Genomic DNA, 17,515 nt, shown 5'->3' with positions numbered 1-17,515 from the left:
GTCCTTAGCGCCATGAAACAAAAAGGGGGATATCCATCCATGGGTATTTAATGGTCTGAAAACTCCACGGCAATTGGGCAAGTAGCATGTCAAAAGTGGCGGGGATGACATTCAACTGCCAATGATTAGGGGTGAAGGTGAGCATACCTTCACGTTGAATAAAGGTAGTTTGCAGCCCGCTGATGGAGGTTTTTCCTAAGACTTTCCAGTGGGCAATTATGGCCGTGAGCAAACCCTCTATCAGCGTTTCGGCCCCTTCCGGTAATGCAACCTGCTGGGGGATGGCCGTAGAGGGCGCAATCCCGCAGAGCACCTTGTTCAGTAGCAGCTGATATTCAGGCGCGCTGTTAGTGTGATTCGTCATCCATTGCAGGCAGAACAGCGCTTGCAGCTGTGCCTGGGGATCAACAAAATTGCGCCCATCGGTCAGCGCTAGCTTTTGAAATAACATGGAAATATAGGGTGCAGCGATCACTAATCCCGCATTGTAAACGGTGATCGGTTCCGCGCTGACTTCTGCGTTATCCTGCGGTTTTTCCCATGGGATCCCCGCGCTTTTCCTCTCATCTTTTTCTGTCATATCAATGGTCTCTATAAGCTGTTTAATGTCTTGTTGCTGATGATTCAGATGGGACACCCACGGTGCTTTTGCCGGCGGTTTTTGTTCCCCCAGGCTGGCGATGTGTATTAACGTTTTTCGCTGTGACGTAGAGGATATCAACGGCAGTAACCGCCCAATCAGCGCGGCAACCGATGTATCGTCAGATGCTTTGTCCTGATGGGTATGCGTTCGCCATAACGGAGTTAACCCGATGAGTACATCCTGCATGAACCGGTCGCCGGTCATGGCCATACCTTTGAGCCAATGCTGGCGATAAAGCGTTTGCCAAAACAGATATTCTCCCTGTTTTGGTGATTCAAAAAGTTGGCAGAACGCCTGGCGTAATGCCAGCAAGGCGAGGGCCGCGCTGGTGAGCGTTGGGAACAACATCGCCTGATGTGTTTCAGCCGATACCTCTTCAAGCCATCGCTGCATATGGCGTGGGTTTGCCAGGGTACGCTGCAACCATGGCAGTAATGAGTGCTGCGCTAAACCGGTCAACAGGCCCTGCGCCGGGGCGGGGGCTTTACCTTCAAACCACAGCTGCAATGCTTCACGTAGTGCATCTTCGGGCAGAAGGCTGTCTAACCAACGCCGGCGTTCCGCCGGGTGCTGATGAATGTCGTTACTGCTGAGCACTAACTGCTGCAACTGCTGGTAGTGCGTCCGGTCGGGTGATGCAGGGTGCCTGTATATCTGGCGCAGCAACTGTTGCAGCCATTGCTCTGGCGTGGCAGGGCATTGATGGCTGAGTAGCAGCGGGTAAAACCAGTGCCGGGATAATGTAAAATGATGGACGATCGCCAGCAGCAAAGGCAGCAACGCGATCATGCGCTCACTGAGTTGTGGCTGCATGATGTGTACCAGGCGCGTTAACTGCGGGGTGTCCCATGTCTGCAACTGCGTTGCAATCGCCGAAGCGTTGATCGCGGCATAGCGCTGTAAAAGCGCGTGCTGCTGCTGGCTTATTGCTAATACGTGGGTATCGGACAGTATCGCCGTGAGCAACTGAGGTGCCGTTGCCGGAGGTCGCTGGTGATGTTCAACCAGATCAATCAACTGCTGACGCCATAAAAAGCCGCTATCGCTCAGACTTAACCACTCGTAAATGAAGACTTCAACGCCAATCTGGTAGCGGGAAGAAAGCTGTTCGGTGATATTCAGCAAATATTGATATTGATTAAATTCACTTCCCCGGCGGCTGATCAGGTAGTGCAGCGTCAGTTCCCACAGGGCATTTCGGGTATTGCTGGTGTCGGGTGGATTTGACGCGTGACTGATGGCCCTGCCGATGGTATGGCTCTCGCGAATAACCGTACGTACGGTCTCTGCGGCATGTGAATTGACGATGGCCGTTAAGGTGAATAAGGCGGAATCATCGAAATGGGCTACCCAGCGCATTAATACGGCAAGTGAGCGCCCCAAACTGACAATGAGCAGCGGCAGCCGTTTTCCATGGTCGCGCTGCCAGTGATGAATCTGGTTGTTCCAGTGGATTTGACTGGCACTTTGCAGCGTAGTGATGATGTCTTCGATGTCGGCCAGCTGTGCCAGCGAGAGGCCACCGATCAACGAGGGTGAGAGTGACAACCGGAAAAACGCCGGTGAGGGTTCATCTCGTTGAGCGGATTTTTCCGGGAGGCTGGACGGAGCGAGTTCCTGTAGCAGGTGGCTTAACGTGACGCCAGAGAGGGAAAAATCACCGGCAGTGATAACGCGCTTTCTCAGTGCTTCCAACTGGTTGATATAAGAAATATTACGCCAGGATGCCATCCGTTGGATGAGAGATCGAAGATAGCTTTTGGGGTTAAACCCGCCGCCGCTTTCCACAATGAGAAAGGCAAAAGTGAACTGCCATAAACTCATCGCCGTCGTGCGATTGGTAGCCGTGGCGTTCTCGGGGGCAAACAGGCGATGTTGCACGATCAGGATGCGTATTAACGGCGTGGCAAGGGGTTCCAGCGCTTCGGCCAGTGCCAATAAGGTGCGATCAGAATAGGTTTCTGACCAGTGGCGGCGTACATACTCCAGTTGGCCACACCAGCGTAATAAGGCGGCAAAGGGTGACGAAAGAGGTGGCCAATAGCGCATGAGCTGATGTTCTTCGCCGGAACAGAGCGCTATAACCAGCTCGTTAATATGGCGTAAGGGGACTGCGCGGCTGGACAGATTCGCCTCATCAGGCTCTGCTCCGGCAGGCGTGGATACGGGCAGGCGCGTGTCAGCGACCTCCTGTTTATCCGCTGCGTTTAAAAAGGCCGGTGAAGCAATAACCGGCGCGAGGGTATGGAGTAAATGCAGTAACTGCTCCCGCAATGCGCTGTCGATGGTGGTGTTGTTCAGCGTTGCAATTAACGATGCCAGTAGCGTATCCGCCTTTTGGTTTTGCGAATTTGCCATCCGGACTATCAGGCCTGCCATGTAGCTTTGGCGGTTGAACGCACTGCCACGATCGTTGAGCAGGTACTGCAGCGTAAAAAGCCATAAATGCGGGTGGAGTTGCGCTGCGGGTAACAGTGCAACGGATTTCTCAGGGCTTGATGCCTGCGTGGCGTGAGCGTCGCGCGAGGATAAACCGGCGGGGCTTTTTACCTGCCACCAGTCTGGCACACGCAGAATAGCGCTCAAAAATGGGTATTCCTGCGGTGTTAATACGCTCAGCAGCAGCAGACGCTCCGCTTCCGTTAAATCATGCACCAGACACCCGGGGAGCTGGCTATCAGTGTGCCGCTCATAGAGGGCTTTAATCAGCTGCGGCGCAAACCGGTGGATCAGCCTTTCCCAATCGGGGCGGAGTGGAGCCAGGTTGTGTTGTGCGAGTAGCTGCGTGAAACGTGTGAACCACGCCAGTGCCAGTCGGTCAGTTAAATCACCCTGACGGCTTTCAGGATGCGCTAATAAAAGTGACATCATTTCCCATTGCTGCGCAGGCGCTAACGACGGAAACAACGCCGCAATGTGGCTGGCGGGAAATTGCTCAACGATCCGTCGTAATATTTGCTCAGGCCTGCTGGTGGTATTGAGCGCGTTAACCAGGCGGGCTGGATCCCCGGTCAGCATGTCAGATAAACCCAGTGATTCCAGCGGCTGTTCGCCGGGAACCGACCACGGGAGCGCGCCGGTGCTGAGAAACTGCCAGAGCACGTTCCAGCGCTGTTGCTGCTGGCTCAATACCTGCACGCGATGAGGCGCAGCGACAGGCGTGGCCTGATATGTCTGCATGGCGATGTGCAGCTGTGATCGCAGTGCTGCTTCCAGGCTGTGTTTGAGTTTTTCGGGTGCCTGCCGGTAAAACGTCTTAGCGTTTAGCTCACCAAGATCGAGGGTCAGCGTGTCGATCACCAGGATTTGCTGCTCAGGGCACACCTCGTCAAATACTGCCTCCATCACCGGGAGAAATTGCTGTACCACCCACTGTGCGGCACGTAACTCAAAAGTTTCTGCATCCGCAAATCCGGTGAAGTCGAATTCGAGGCTGGCGTGGTTTATTTTGTGGCGTTGACTCATAGGCTCAACGCCCCATCTGTTTCATTGCGTGAGCGCTGAATAAACAGGTGAAGCTGTTGAGCGCTGGCATCGCACGTTGGCTGATTTTCTTTGTGCTGAAGTGCGCTGGATTTTGCCTGACGCCAATGGCTATACAGCGTTTCGAATTGGCCAAAAGCGGAGAAATCAAGCCACAGGCATTGCGTTAACAGGTGCGCCGGGCTGTTATCAATGATTAATTGTTGCGCCTGTTCGCGGAACCTGAGGTTACTAAAGCGCGCGGTGTAGCCCGGCAAAACAAGCATGACCCGGTTGGCACGGTCGTTTAACGACGCGTTATCGTCCCCTGTACGCAGTAAAATCGGTTCAACGACATAAAGCCCTTCACTGTTTTGGTTAAGCCCAATCAACCAATGTTGCAGCTGGTGGCAAAGCGCGGTGAGTACCTGTTTATCGGGGTGGCGGGCAATATAAAACCACTGCGGGTTACCTTCGATCCCGGCGTTAAATAACAGCTGGTCATCGTCATGCTCAGCGCCTGGGAGCAGGCGGTATCTGCGGTTATCAATACCAAACCGCAACAGCACGTCAGGCAGCGTGCGCTCGTGGAACAGGGGAGTGGCTAACAGGCTGTGCTGAATAGCATCGTCATTCGGGGATTCTACCAGGCGATTAGCGGCTAAAGGCAGCAGGTTCGCCTGTGCTTCTGGGCTGAGTAAACGCAACACGTTTTTGCCAGCAACGCCTGAGAAGTAGAGTGCGTCTGGCACCAGGTCCAGTGAGTACCGGGCAATAGCCTGCGTATAACTCCCCTGGGACGACGCCAGTGGGAAGAGCCCCAGCAGTAACGAAAGACGCTGACGATATCCACCCTGATGTTCAGGCTGAAGCAAATTATCACCAAGGCCCCGTCCATTAGTCATCGTGACGATATTCAGAATAAAGGTTTGTTTATATTTCAGCAGCTGTTTTTCTAATTTTGGGGCGGTGAAATACGGATTGAACTGGCGATGTAACCACTCCGGGAAGCGTTCGCCATACAGGGCAAGTAAATAGGTAAAGATGCGATTTTTCCGCTCAGGATAATCATCAAGCTGGGCACGCAACTGGTCCAGGCGCGTGCCTGCATCCTGAGGGTAATGCTTGCCGATATTATAAAATTCATCATCTTGTAACCGATGCGCGTGGTAGGTGGCCTCGGGCGTTAATGACAGCGAAAACAGCGCATTCAACCCGGCAATGTCGTCACAAAAATTAGCCATTAGCTGGTCAAACAGCAGCAGGTAGCTGCGCAGCTGATGTCGTTGGGCCTGCTGTTGCGCATGGTAATGATTCGGCGTGCCTGGTGCTAAATGATAGTTTCTGGGGAACAGCGTTTGAATGGATTCATAACGGCTGAAATCATAATATCGGCCAGTGGGCAACGCGGGGGGCGTGGCCGTTTTGAGCTGTACAGAACGTTGCTGGTATTGGATCTGCTCTATTTTAATGGCGAGATCGGCATAGTCGATGGTAACCGGGTGCTGAAACTGGATGATCTCGATGCCTGAATGCGCTGAGGGTTCAGGCAGCATCAAATAAGAAAAAGGGGCGATATCATCAACGGGAGATGACTCACCGTGACTGCTGTTATCAGGGTAGTGGATAAACTGCAGCCGATCGATTTGTTGGATCCCGTCTTGAGCGAGCAGCGATTCTTTCATCAGCGTTGCGGGCGTGTTTTGCGTATTAGCTTGAAGCCAAAGGCCAATCCGGTGGTAGAGGGTGGCTGCAAGCCAGGTGACATCCGCAATATCGTCGCTGATGTGAATGACAGCCGCCAGCGTCAGAGGATGTTGTCCGGTTAATTCAATGGCGGATAAATCTTCTCCCACCGCCCGGACCTGATAAAACTCCTGGCGAATGCGATGAATAGCGGCATGTTGCTGTATATAAATCGAACGCTGGCCAGCCATTGAACGCTGCTGGCTTAACGCGTAAAAATGATTGAGCTGTGCATTGAGGGTGTAAATACCCAGCTGCGGGGCATCTTCACTCCAGCGTAACCACACTTTATCCAACTCAGGAAGCCGGGCTAATAACCATGTCTCATACTCTTCAGGCTGCTGCGGGTAGGCCGGGATGATGTCCTGGGCGAATGCTAATCCATGCGCCCGGTAATCAATGTTCCCTGAGGGTTCACTGAGATAGTCGGTTACTTCAAATTCACAGCGATAGATAAGGTCGGTCAAGGCGTAGCATACCTGCTCCAGGATAGTCATACCCGGATCGTGCGTATTGTAGTCAGTCCAGAGACGACCACTCAGCTGCTGGATGTACGTCAGGCCAAGCTGATAAAGGTGTTCAAAACTATTTGGATTATCATTATGGCGTTGTTTTGAAATAGCCTTAGACATTATGGAATTTATTCCCCTGTTGCCACGTGTTGGCATTGCTGCATAAAGGGGTCATTCCACAATTGCGTAATGTGGTACTGGATGGTCTGGCCTTCTCCAAAGGGCGTGTTGGTGCGAATTTGTAATGCGTAAGGGCGTACGGTGCCTTTGTGGTTGTGTTGTCGCCAGCGTAGCTGGATTTTGTCGGCCGAAGAGTGAAAAAATGCCTGAGTCATATGGATGGGGTTTTTATCTTCCCAGTGCCACCAACGCTTATTGGGCGCGCAGGTATTAATGGCGATGGCGTGCACCAGCGCATAGCGCCCGCTGTAGCGAATGCCGATCCCCGCGACCACTTCGAACATATGGCACCCTTCCAGGTCGGGGGTGATGTCGTGCCATTCGCCATCTGCGGGGATGGGCCTGTCAAGCAACACCGCGCCCATTCTTCCTTGTGACGCGATCGTGCCATTGACATCGAGGGTCTGCTGAGGCGTCGCGGTGTTGATCCCCACATGTCCTTTGGGCGTCATGGAGAGATTAATCGTTTTTATGGATCCGGCATCCTCCTGGCTCTCCTCTGTGATATCGGCAGTTGGGTTGGCGAAGAAGTGCAAATTAATGCTCTGCGGGGCAAATCCGACGTGCCAGCGCGGAGTGTCGGGGCTGTTTTGCTGGTAAAAACTCAGCAAATGTTCCTGATCTAATGCTCTTAGCTGAAGGCCCGTTTCCGGCGGCTTGATAAACCCTTCATCACTCTGATTGACGCATGAATCAATCAGGTCTGAAAAATGTTCGGCTGATGGCATGGTCCCATGACGAAAATAATTCTTAAGCGTGCTTCGGTTACGTTTAGCCATTATTTTTTGCGCCTTCAGGGTCAGACGATGTTGATGTGCTGACAATAAATTGTTCCCCGATAACCAGTTCGCCAATACCAACGGTAACGGGTTGATGGGTCAGGTTGTCGGGTGAAATTTGAATGTACTGATGTTCTTCAGGAATCAATAAATACCATGGGTAGGCAGCACGAATGGCTTGATGGGTTGCCGCACTGTCCTGGAGCGAGTATTCCGTATCTTCATCAATACTGATTTTCAGCGCGGAAAGTGCACTGACCTTTACGACGTTTTCTTGCCTGAGAATAAAGGCGCTGAGCTTCTCAAGTGATAAGCAGAATCCTAGCCCTGTATTCAGGGTATCCGGCTCCCAGGGGCATAATTGCGATTTGACTGCATATTCCAGTCGGCGTAATGCGGGGCCATGACTGATACCGTCTTTTAACGTGACTTTGCACCTGATCTGGATTTTTTCGTAGCCAGGATTACGGACTTCTATCTGTACTTGCGGGCGAGACACGGCCAGCAGGAAACGGCGAATAGTGAGCAGGTATGACGAATCTAACTGCTTTGGCGAACAGAGCGAGTGATCGCAATCGGTATTGACCGGGGTCACGATGACCAATACACAGCCGGGCTGCTGGACATGAGAATAATAGCTGCGGGTAGGGAAACAGTGTACGGAACCCACTTCCGGGAAGTGTTCCAGAATAAGATGCTCGTAATCCCACGGGGTTAAGGCTTTGCCTTTGTGACGCAGGCTTTCACTGACCCGCATCTGAAAGTGCCGATCGCTCTCCGTTTCGGGGATTTTTATTATCGCATTCAGTTGTGCGATAGCCGCCAGATTGGCTTTTCGTGGTGTGCTACGCCATGCAGAAAATGAGCGCGGGGTAATGCCATCGTCGGCAAGGGGCGCGCCTTTACCCGTGACTTCTACGACATGCGTGGCGACATGCAGACAGTCAGGATAATGGTCTATTCCCTTACTGGTACTCACGCGCAGCCAAAACAGGCCCGAAGGCATCACGGTGTGGTCCGTGTTGATTTCATCCGGCAGGTCTAAGGTGACAATACCGGTCGTGAGAAAGTTGAGGGTTGTGTCATGAATAATCTGGTGCGGGTTGAGTGCCTGCCATTCATTATCCACCAGGTAATACCAGCAATAAGCGGTAGACGGGTAGGGCATCAGCAGTCGGGAGTTACCGTCAAATACAAAGAAAATATTTAAATATCCCGATAGTTCCGTCGCAGTGATACCGATAAAGCAGTGGCTATCCTCTTGGTAATTTGGGAAGAATCGCGGTCTGTGGCGCTGGTGAGTTTGCTTTGGCGGATAAATGATGTTTTCGCCAAAAGGGTGCAAGTGAACGATTTCACTCTGGTTATGACGGTCGGTACTTAATAAATCGATGGTTGATTCCGCTGAATAGTCGATGGCAATACGGGTAACTAACGGCGTATAGGGCTGATCAGGCAAGGTTCTTTTATGCTTTTTGGCCACGTTATACGTCAGGGTATCGCTCAGTAAAGGGGCATAATCTTTGTGACCAAATGCCGGTTCCGGGCCTGTGAGCATCAGCTTAAACAGCCCGTTTCGTAAGCCAGACTGGTTGCTATGGGGCACCCTGGGCCAGGGCTGCGTCACTGGCGTGTAGCCGTTTTTCATATTGGGAAAATGAAGGTGTCTGTTATGGTGAAGCGCACCACTGGCTGGCGTAAATAACGGTATATCAGCGGGGCCGAACTCAACCCACTGCCCATTATTGAGCACTTCTGCGTGAATTCTAAAACTGGTATTGGTGTATCGGTAAGGATAGTGAGCATAGTGCTGCCTGAAGCCATCTGAACCTCGCGGCAGGTTCCCCCAGTCAAGGTGCAATGACAATTGGTTAAGGGATTTGCGGGCAATCTCTTCGTTAGCTATCACCATATAAGCATCAAGATAAGGCTGAGAGCCAAATATGAAGAAGGGCTGTGAGGAGTCTACTTGCCCCTCGGGGTTAAATAATTGCATTTGAGTTACGCCGCTCACCTGCGACGACATCGCCAGCTTTGATAATTCAAAATCGCGGAAAATCGCATACGGGAAGCAGTTACTTTGCCGCTTCAGCGTGATCCTTAGCGATGCACTGTGCGGGAGATGCGCATGGCGAGGGATGATGGGCGCAAAGCCGGTATCCACATGACATTTTACCTTGAATCCTATTTGGCACTCATGGGCGGCGCAGGGATAAAGTTCCACGTTATCAAGCTCCTCCCAACCATTTTCAGTGGAGGCTTCAATATGGAAAACGCCCTGGAACAGTTGATAAAAAGCCGCCGTAGCGGAGTGGCTGAGCAGCTCTTTGATTGTGGTGTAAGCCGTTGCCTCTTGCGCAATCATCGGTGTTAAACGGGCAAGGACTGCCGCAATATCTGATTCGGTTAACCATGGCGCTGTGTAAAGGCAGCGTCGGCTGACGATCTGACCGATGACACGAAACAGAAGGTCTGTTTTAGAGAGTCCATAGGGCATCCCTTCATCCGGGGTAGAGCCGATAAACTGCAGTATTTGCAGATAAAATAATTTATAGGCTGCCCAAACACGCAGTGATGGTTTGAGACGTCGAAACTGGCCGAGTTGCTCCGGCGTGATCGGTTCTACCAGCTTGCTGGTGGTCATCCGGGCGGGCCAGTCCTCCAGCAGATGGGCATGTGTGGTGAGTAATTGCGTAAATATTCGTGTTAACGATGCGCTGGTTTTATCATCATCCTCCACTGCCAGTAATTCCTGAGCCACGATGCTCGAACGCACCTCTTTGAGATGAACCACGATTTCGATGCTGCGGTTGCCCTGCTGCATCGAAAATAGGGGATCCGTGATAATCAGCCCCATCGGCTGCGTGTTGTCTTCGGTTTTATACTTGTTGTTAAAAATAGTAAATTGCTGCTCTTTCGGGAAATCATCCCCAGCTGCGCTGGTCGATATCATCCGGCGCTGTCCGCTGACACCGCAGACCAAGCCCGTTTCCTTTTCAGGCGAAACGAGCGGGTCGCGCTGTAGCGTGAGGTTGAGGATGTGAGAAACCTCGGCATCCGTGACTTCAATCGGGTAAAGGCTACGATAAACGATCGGGTTAAAGTCAGGGTCATCGCCAGGGCTGAACCCGGCATCTCGCTCAAATTGAAGGGTATTATGGGTTCGATTGTTTAATGAGAGCTTCAGGTATACCGAATTCTCTGGTGTGGCTTTCTTACCTTGTTGCAAAACCTGCTGGTAATAAAATTGCAGATGTTTTTCCGTGAATTGATTAAGGCTTTGCTGGGCCCGTTCAAACAATTTCAGAAAGGCAAAATAGAGCGCCTGCTGCGGATTATTTTCCTGATGTACTAACGCGGCCTGCAGTACCTGCTGGCTTTGCTGTTTTATCTGTTCAATGACATAAACGATTTTCGCAAAGCAGTGGCGCGTTTGTTCACTAAAGCTACTGTGCTGTAATACCGGCGATGCGGTATCCAGCGTGTGTTGATCAAGATTCCATAACGGATCAAGCGACTGTACGCTATGAAGGAATTGCTCGGGTAAGCGGGTTATCACCAGGCTTAGCGGCAACGAGAGGTGATACTGATATTCATGCAGCAGGTAGTATTTAAACTGGTAAGCGCTTTCCGGGGTGCCTGGAAGGTGTTGATACCACTCCTGCAACCGTTTTAGCAGGATAAGTAAAAAGTCGACGGTCACATTTTCACCCTGTTCCTGGGCTTGCTTAAATTGTGCCTGAATATGTTTGGTATCACAGGTGGCAATCGTGGCACACACCACGACTTCACTTTTTTGAAATAAACTTCCCCAGTGACCGTCAGCCTGATCCTGCAGGTTTCTGAAAGGTAACTGTTGGGCAAATTGTTGTGCCCAGACCACCAACTGCTCGAAGCTCAGCTCGTGTGGGTGAACGATGGATGAATTTATCGCCTCATCCTGCCGCTGTTGCCGTGAGGTCATTATGTGATATCCCACTCGTCAGGTAACGGGAGGAGTTTCTGTGATATCAAGGTGCCTTCGTTTAAATAGAAGGGATAAACCATATTACTACGGGTATTAGTGGTGATAACGCTGTAGTCAATTTGAATAATCAATTTTCCCGAGAGGGGATCGGGTAAAAAATAAATATCCTCGACATTGATGCGCGATTCGAAAAATAAAATGGCATGGCGAATTTCAGAAGTGAGCTGAGTTAATACCGTCTGCGTGAGTTCTTCAAAGACAAACTGATTAATCCGGCAGCCGAAATCAGGCGTCATCAGGCGCTCCCCAGGGGTCGTGGAGAGGAGAATGGTTAAGCTCTGTTCAATATCCTGAATATCAGAGCTCATGACGACCTGATGATTGGGTCCGGTAAAGCTGGGTGGAAATGCCCAGCCTGTCCCTAAAAATGCGTTGTCGTTTGTCATAAATGTCACGCTATTCCTGTTGCCGGTGATTAACCGCCAATGATGACCGTGGGGCACCCTAGCGCGATCGTGCCTCCGTGGTTTGTGGTGTCACCCATTCTTGCCGCAGGTTTGCCGCCAATCAGCACGGTGGCCGAACCTTTAATAATGGTTGATGGCGGCCCAACGCAGGTGCAGCTATCCCCCATGACTGCGGCGGGTAACGATCCAATTAAGACCGTTGGTACACCCGGTCCTATGATGGGCCCGCCAACATGAGGAATTGGAGGGAGCGCCGGGGTTGCCATCGGACACATTTGTAAGTCCGTAATTCTTGCTGCAAAGGACATAGGTCAACTCCGCAAATCGTTAATTAATTTTGACGAGGGCACCTTTGATCGTCGTCATTCCTGAACAGGAAAGTTCAGCAGTTGCATTTCCTTTCAGCGTTAATCCGGTATTAGCTTGGGCTGAAATATTTAGAGCGGAAATTTTAGCGTCGCCAGTGGCCTTAACGGTTGTATCACCCGTAGAGTTGATATTTATCGTTCCTTTCGCTGAGAGAGTGATGTCTTTATTACTGCTTATCGCAATGCCGTTTTCACCCATATTTATCGTATTGCTGTTTTGGTCGGTCAGGGTGATGGATTTTCCTTTGTCGCTAATCTCAATGGAATTTCCGTTGGGTGTTTTTAACGTCATGATGCTATTTTCATCGTCAAAGATGATTTTCATCTTACTTTTGGTGACGATGGTTTTGATATGGTTATCTGACGTAATCTCTTCAGGCATTTTATTTTTACTGCTATACAGTGAACCAAGAATAATGGGATTGCTGGGATCCTGATTTATACAGCCCACAATCACCTCATCACCGACTTCAGGAATGAAAAAATTCCCGAAACCTGATGATGCATAAAAAGTGGCTAATCGCGCCCAGATTAAATTAGATTCACTGTTCAGCGTCGGGAGTTTTATCTGGATGCGATAATTTGAATCCGGATCGCCATCTAATTTGACCACGACGCCGATTTGCAGTCCATCGACAGGCGGTAAGTACCCTGAAGCCGGTGGCGCACCAATATCACGATGATCCGCCGACCACATCGGCGACATCCCCAGTTCGGCCGTGGTAATCCACTGGCCTTTCTCAATACTGTGATGAATGCCGCCCACATAATGTGAACCGTTATAGCGCTCACCAACGCCAACAAGCTCCAGTAAGCTGTTAATGGTGGCGCTGGCGTTTCCCTGAAAAGTGACGCTGCCCCGAACTTTACTTAGCATGGCTTTAACCTGCTGACCATTAGCCCAGCGGGTCAGAGAATCCGTGCTGATAGTGGAGGCGGTTTGCAGCTGGTAATCACTAATGCCAAATACCTTGGCTAAATCTGCGCTGGTGAAATTGCCTTGCCCTGAGATGGACTGAGCTGAACCGGAGCCTGTCAGCATGTTTTGCGTAGTCGAATCCCAGGCGGTAGCGGTGACCGAACTGAGCTGGTTTCGCGCATCCACTTTTGCCGAGAACGACATTAAATCCGTTCCATAGGTTACAACGAGGGCCGCCGCGCCGCTGATTGCCGGTTTATCAACGGTGACCTTATTGGACTGGTTGGTGATCACAAAACCATTTGCTTCAGCGCGTGCGAGGATAAAATCCCAGTCAGTGCTGTTGAACTGGACAAGTTCAGGGTAGGGGTCGGCAATGCTGCCGACGGAGCCGGAGACATTGGGGTATTTTGCGATCAGACTGCTCATGATTTTACTGTCAGATTGAGCGAGGAAACATTGGCTGTGCTTAGCGATAGTCATCGCAATGGCCTGATCTTTACATACAATATTGAGGAATGAGCTGTTATTCGCCGTGATTTCTATGCCATGACTGATAATAATGCCGTCGAAAATAGTCGTTTCATCACTTGCATAGCCAGCAGAAATAGAAATGACTGATCCTGGTTTAAACGTATCGGCATCGCTAACATCAAAACGTTGGGAGGGCATATCACCATCGCTAATGGTGATCTCTGCTGTCGCAATATGATTGATGTGGTAATGAACATGGATGGCGATAACGCCAATGGAACTGTCAATCGCTTTGCCACCAATTTTAATGGTGTAGGAGATTACGCCAGTGCTGTCATTGCTTAATGGTGATGTGGCCATAATTAACCCGATGTCTACGTTAAAGGGGGGAAGTAAATTTTTGTTCCGGGTTTTATCTGTCTTGCACTGATTAAATTATTTGCACGGGCAACCTCAACATAATAACTGCTGTCGTTATAGAGTTTATGACATAGCATCGGGAGGGTGTCTCCCGCTTTAAATTCAATGATGTGGGTTAAGTCAGGAGAGGACTGCTTTTTTAACGCACTTTTTTCTTGCTGAGTTAAGTACTTTGCAAAACTAAGCGATACCGTCGCACGCAATGGATTGCCAGAGGAATCAAAGAGAGAGTAATTGATGCTGATAGAGGTTAAGCGACCCCGGAAGCTTACCGATGAACCCCATGATATCACTACCGGGTAGGGTTCATGCTGCTCACCATTGTAGGCGTAGGTCACTTTTTTAAGCGTGGCAAGCTGCTTCTGCACGGTGTTTGTGCTTGTGTTGCCCGTTACTCCGGTTCCATCGAGCAGAAGTTCGAAGTCCAGCTTTTCGGTCTCATAGCCTTTAAACGTTGTAGTAGGCGAGATATCACCCTGCTGCTGCGGACCTCTATTGGTGTAGGTAATACCAAAATTATGCTTAATGCTGTTAGGATTTAACGTTGCCGAAAAAGTTTGTGCGACATTACCCTTAGACGTCACTGACTTTATTGTGATTTTTTCCATGCCGCACTCCCTTTATTGAAATCACTTATCTTTCTCTTGTGGTATCAGGCGACGTCATAAAGTGATAGGGCAGCTTTTTTTCCGGCAGGTCTTCTTCAGCATCATAGTTTGACCGCTCAGAGTCGAAAGACGCTTTTTTAGTATCGTCATTGATTGTTTTTGATTTAATCACAAGTTGCTTTATTTCTACTGGCACGGTTATAAGTTCCTTTTTAAATGATTAAAACAAATTTCTATTTCTTCAATGGCTATGTCATTTTGAGTCGAGTTAAAAGGAGCCATCTTCAGTTTTACCGGATAGGCATTGGAGGCAGTCCAGCTCCTGCAGGTCGTTCCTTTCTCATTTAACAGATTAATCGACACGCTTTTAGTGAGAATTGGCTTTGATAGTTCATCATTCAAAATGCCAAGACACCAGGCAAGCAACTTAGATTTTTTGTCCGTCACCGCTCTTTTTAGCGTTAAATTGCTACTTTTTATAGTTTTGGGCAGATGGTAAACCAGGTTATTCCCTCCCTCGCGATACTCTTCAGTTTCTATCTGGAACTCCAGTCCTGAGACTTCCTGAAAGGCTGTGTCATCCGCACAGCCACTGATAGAAACGCTGAAGTAGAAAGCGGGAAGGGGCCAGTCGCCATCGCCCTGAACTGCACCCGTACCTTTTTGGGGTTCCATGATGATATTTTCTATATCCCGGAAATAAGGTGTTGCTCAATGAACGAAATCAGACGGAGATTTCTAAACCTTCATGGGCAAGTTCAATGGTTTCAACCGCCACTTCATTACTGTCCGACTTTAAATCGGTGCCGGTAACTTTGGTGGGCCAGGCATTTTTTAGCTTCCAGCTCATTACGGGTGCTCCGCTTTCATCTAACAGGTTTATGGTGACGGCGGTGCGGGCGATGGTGTTCATCTTGATCTTCGAATACCATGTGTAGAACTTATTATCACTTTTAAAAATACCCTTCTTAAGAGTGACGTTACCGGTTTTTATCAGTCCGGGCATTTTTGTGGTCGAAAAGACAGGACTATTACCCGCGCGATATTCGATGGGTTGTGATTCTAAATCAAGTCCAGAGACTTCTTGAAATGCTGAAACCATTCCGGCACCTGCACCGCCATCCCATTTCACTTCGAAATGAAATTTCGGCATCGGCCATACGGTTTCGGATTGAGCTGTGCCATCATCTGCCATGGGAATCTCCTGAAGCTATCCACGTTATACTCGACGATACTGAATGCTATCCACACAGTAATGCAGCGGTCAGAATCTATGATTCCTGCATCTTTTGCTGGAAGGTGATTTCGATAAACTCAGCTGGCCGAACCATAGCGACCAACACGGTAATACGCAGAATTCCTTCCAGAATATCATTACCGGTCATCGTTTTACCCAGACCAACGCTGACATTGTAAGCTTCGATCGGCGTGGAACCTGCTAATCCGCCTCGTTTCCAGATACCGTAGAGGAAGTTACCCAGCATGCTTTCCATAGAAACCCAGGTGTTGGCGACATTCGGCTCAAAGACATAGGCTTTGGACGCCAGCTTAATTGACTCCTGTAGCATAATCATCGTGCGTCTGACGTTGATATATCGCCAGTCTAAGCTATTACCATCAAGCGTTCTGGCCCCCCAGACTAATGTGCCTTCACCGATAAATGGCCGGATAGCGTTGATCGATTTACCCTGGGTTGTGACGTTTAAATCTTCCTGTTCATCATCGCTGATATTAACGGTGGGAGAGATCACCGCATTGACGCTGACGTTAGCAGGGGCTTTCCATACGCCGCGCGAGTTGTCGACCATGGTATAAATACCGGCCATCGCCGCAGAGGGTGGCAAGATATTTTGCTGTAATTTGATGTCCGCCATAATGGTTTGGTATAGCGAACTCATATTCGAAAGGATTTTATGCAGCAGCACTGCATCAGGCCGTGCTATCTCGCTGCTTAATTTAGCAATTTCATCAAGCATGGCCTGTTTGCGCGTTGCTCTCAGCTTGTTGCCGCCCGTACTGAGTTCTTCTTCCGAGAGGCCCTCTAAGTCACTGAATACCGCTGCGACTTCGCCATTCAGCAGTTCTGCCAGCTTATCGACATTGCTGATGTTGAGGAAACTGACGTCGCTGTCCTGCACGATTGAGGTGTTCAGCCACGGGTAATAGGCGGAAGAGTAATCGAGATAATTAGTACCCAGTTTAGAACGGAAGTTTTCAATACAGTCACCATCAGGATGCTGACGGTCTTTGTAGCCGTTCCAGATATCTAAGATAGCAATACGGTTTTTCATCTTGCCGCCGCAATGGCCCAGCATGGCCTGTTCGACGTTAATACAGTCGTCTTCTGCCAGTTGTATTGCTTCAGGGATGAGCAGCATGGTGGGTTCAGCTTCTTTAATTAGCGGCGTAATCCCCCCCTTTAATGCCCCGGCATCGATATCGTCGGCATAATTCCCTACAGAAACGATATAACAAGGGCCGCCACCATTTTGAAAGAAAAATAGCATGCTGTAGTAAAGATGATGGCGGGTGTTTGATTGCGTTATCTGGTAGGTTTTCCCTGACTGCTTGAATGCTTCTCGGGTATTAGCATCGGGAGTTTTGCTGACTTCGGATATTTCAAATAAGTGCTGAGGTTCCCCGCCAAAATACTGACGATATTCCGACATGGACGTAATACGCCATCCCTGGTTGCTTAGGGATTTGCCGCCATTGTCCGCTTTCTCGGTATATCCAATAAACGCGGGAACCGCAGTGGCAACTTCAACAACAGAGTTCGGGAATGCATTCTGCTCAACAATATATACGCCAGGTGTTTTCATTACGCCCATAGTTTGGACCTTCATGTAATTGAATTGCAACCATGCCAACTGTTAACACACAGGAATGAACGTTGTTAAGAAAGGCATTCAATAAGAACTATCTGATTAAATATATTGATGTATCTGGTATAGCGTTTTCTGTGTTTTC

Annotated in this window: 12 protein-coding genes; all 12 read right to left on the bottom strand. The window is 49.8% G+C overall.

The window, feature by feature from the left end; translation table 11 throughout:
• Nucleotides 1-4 precede the first annotated feature (4 nt).
• A complete protein-coding gene (locus HHI26_RS04170; RefSeq protein ID WP_171148654.1) occupies nucleotides 5-4,108 on the bottom strand; it encodes a contractile injection system tape measure protein in 4,104 nt (1,367 codons plus the stop codon).
• A complete protein-coding gene (locus tag HHI26_RS04165) occupies nucleotides 4,105-6,483 on the bottom strand; it encodes a hypothetical protein (protein ID WP_171148653.1) in 2,379 nt (792 codons plus the stop codon). Before HHI26_RS04165 ends, HHI26_RS04170 begins: the two co-directional genes overlap by 4 nt.
• Before the next feature lie 8 nt (nucleotides 6,484-6,491).
• The gene (locus HHI26_RS04160) at nucleotides 6,492-7,322 is read right to left on the bottom strand and encodes a hypothetical protein (protein ID WP_171148652.1); all 831 of its coding nucleotides are present in this window, start codon (nucleotides 7,320-7,322) and stop codon (nucleotides 6,492-6,494) included.
• Nucleotides 7,315-11,286, bottom strand: a complete 3,972-nt coding sequence (locus tag HHI26_RS04155; protein ID WP_171148651.1) for a hypothetical protein — start codon at nucleotides 11,284-11,286, stop codon at nucleotides 7,315-7,317. Before HHI26_RS04155 ends, HHI26_RS04160 begins: the two co-directional genes overlap by 8 nt.
• Entirely contained in the window at nucleotides 11,286-11,735 is a 450-nt protein-coding gene (locus tag HHI26_RS04150) for a GPW/gp25 family protein (protein WP_171148692.1), read from the bottom strand. Before HHI26_RS04150 ends, HHI26_RS04155 begins: the two co-directional genes overlap by 1 nt.
• 29 nt (nucleotides 11,736-11,764) lie before the next feature.
• Nucleotides 11,765-12,064, bottom strand: coding sequence for a PAAR domain-containing protein (locus tag HHI26_RS04145; RefSeq protein WP_171148650.1), 300 nt, complete (start codon nucleotides 12,062-12,064; stop codon nucleotides 11,765-11,767).
• 19 nt (nucleotides 12,065-12,083) lie between these two features.
• A complete protein-coding gene (gene vgrG / locus HHI26_RS04140; RefSeq protein ID WP_171148649.1) occupies nucleotides 12,084-13,877 on the bottom strand; it encodes a type VI secretion system tip protein VgrG in 1,794 nt (597 codons plus the stop codon).
• Between the two features lie 14 nt (nucleotides 13,878-13,891).
• The gene (locus tag HHI26_RS04135; RefSeq protein WP_171148648.1) at nucleotides 13,892-14,545 is read right to left on the bottom strand and encodes a peptidoglycan-binding protein; all 654 of its coding nucleotides are present in this window, start codon (nucleotides 14,543-14,545) and stop codon (nucleotides 13,892-13,894) included.
• Nucleotides 14,546-14,570: 25 nt separating this feature from the next.
• Nucleotides 14,571-14,741, bottom strand: a complete 171-nt coding sequence (locus HHI26_RS04130) for a hypothetical protein (protein WP_171148647.1) — start codon at nucleotides 14,739-14,741, stop codon at nucleotides 14,571-14,573.
• A gap of 2 nt (nucleotides 14,742-14,743) precedes the next feature.
• The gene (locus HHI26_RS04125; RefSeq protein ID WP_171148646.1) at nucleotides 14,744-15,220 is read right to left on the bottom strand and encodes a phage tail protein; all 477 of its coding nucleotides are present in this window, start codon (nucleotides 15,218-15,220) and stop codon (nucleotides 14,744-14,746) included.
• A gap of 49 nt (nucleotides 15,221-15,269) precedes the next feature.
• Nucleotides 15,270-15,740: a phage tail protein gene (locus HHI26_RS04120; protein WP_171148645.1), complete on the bottom strand. Its 471-nt coding sequence runs from the start codon at nucleotides 15,738-15,740 to the stop codon at nucleotides 15,270-15,272.
• A 76-nt stretch (nucleotides 15,741-15,816) separates the two neighbouring features.
• A complete protein-coding gene (locus tag HHI26_RS04115) occupies nucleotides 15,817-17,376 on the bottom strand; it encodes a phage tail sheath C-terminal domain-containing protein (protein WP_171148644.1) in 1,560 nt (519 codons plus the stop codon).
• Nucleotides 17,377-17,515: the final 139 nt, after the last annotated feature.

The organism is Erwinia sp. JH02 (genome assembly GCF_013074405.1).
Taxonomy (GTDB): domain Bacteria; phylum Pseudomonadota; class Gammaproteobacteria; order Enterobacterales; family Enterobacteriaceae; genus Erwinia; species Erwinia rhapontici.
Note: the sequence above shows the minus strand (reverse complement) of the source record. Positions and strands in the feature narration are given on the sequence as shown.

Coding starts and splice junctions, on each gene's coding strand:
- HHI26_RS04125 (WP_171148646.1), bottom strand. CDS start 15,220: ATGGAACCCCAAAAAGGTACGGGTGCAGTTCAGGGCGATGGCGACTGG.
- HHI26_RS04145 (WP_171148650.1), bottom strand. CDS start 12,064: ATGTCCTTTGCAGCAAGAATTACGGACTTACAAATGTGTCCGATGGCA.
- HHI26_RS04120 (WP_171148645.1), bottom strand. CDS start 15,740: ATGGCAGATGATGGCACAGCTCAATCCGAAACCGTATGGCCGATGCCG.
- HHI26_RS04115 (WP_171148644.1), bottom strand. CDS start 17,376: ATGGGCGTAATGAAAACACCTGGCGTATATATTGTTGAGCAGAATGCA.
- HHI26_RS04160 (WP_171148652.1), bottom strand. CDS start 7,322: ATGGCTAAACGTAACCGAAGCACGCTTAAGAATTATTTTCGTCATGGG.
- HHI26_RS04135 (WP_171148648.1), bottom strand. CDS start 14,545: ATGGAAAAAATCACAATAAAGTCAGTGACGTCTAAGGGTAATGTCGCA.
- HHI26_RS04165 (WP_171148653.1), bottom strand. CDS start 6,483: ATGTCTAAGGCTATTTCAAAACAACGCCATAATGATAATCCAAATAGT.
- vgrG (WP_171148649.1), bottom strand. CDS start 13,877: ATGGCCACATCACCATTAAGCAATGACAGCACTGGCGTAATCTCCTAC.
- HHI26_RS04150 (WP_171148692.1), bottom strand. CDS start 11,735: ATGACAAACGACAACGCATTTTTAGGGACAGGCTGGGCATTTCCACCC.
- HHI26_RS04170 (WP_171148654.1), bottom strand. CDS start 4,108: ATGAGTCAACGCCACAAAATAAACCACGCCAGCCTCGAATTCGACTTC.
- HHI26_RS04155 (WP_171148651.1), bottom strand. CDS start 11,286: ATGACCTCACGGCAACAGCGGCAGGATGAGGCGATAAATTCATCCATC.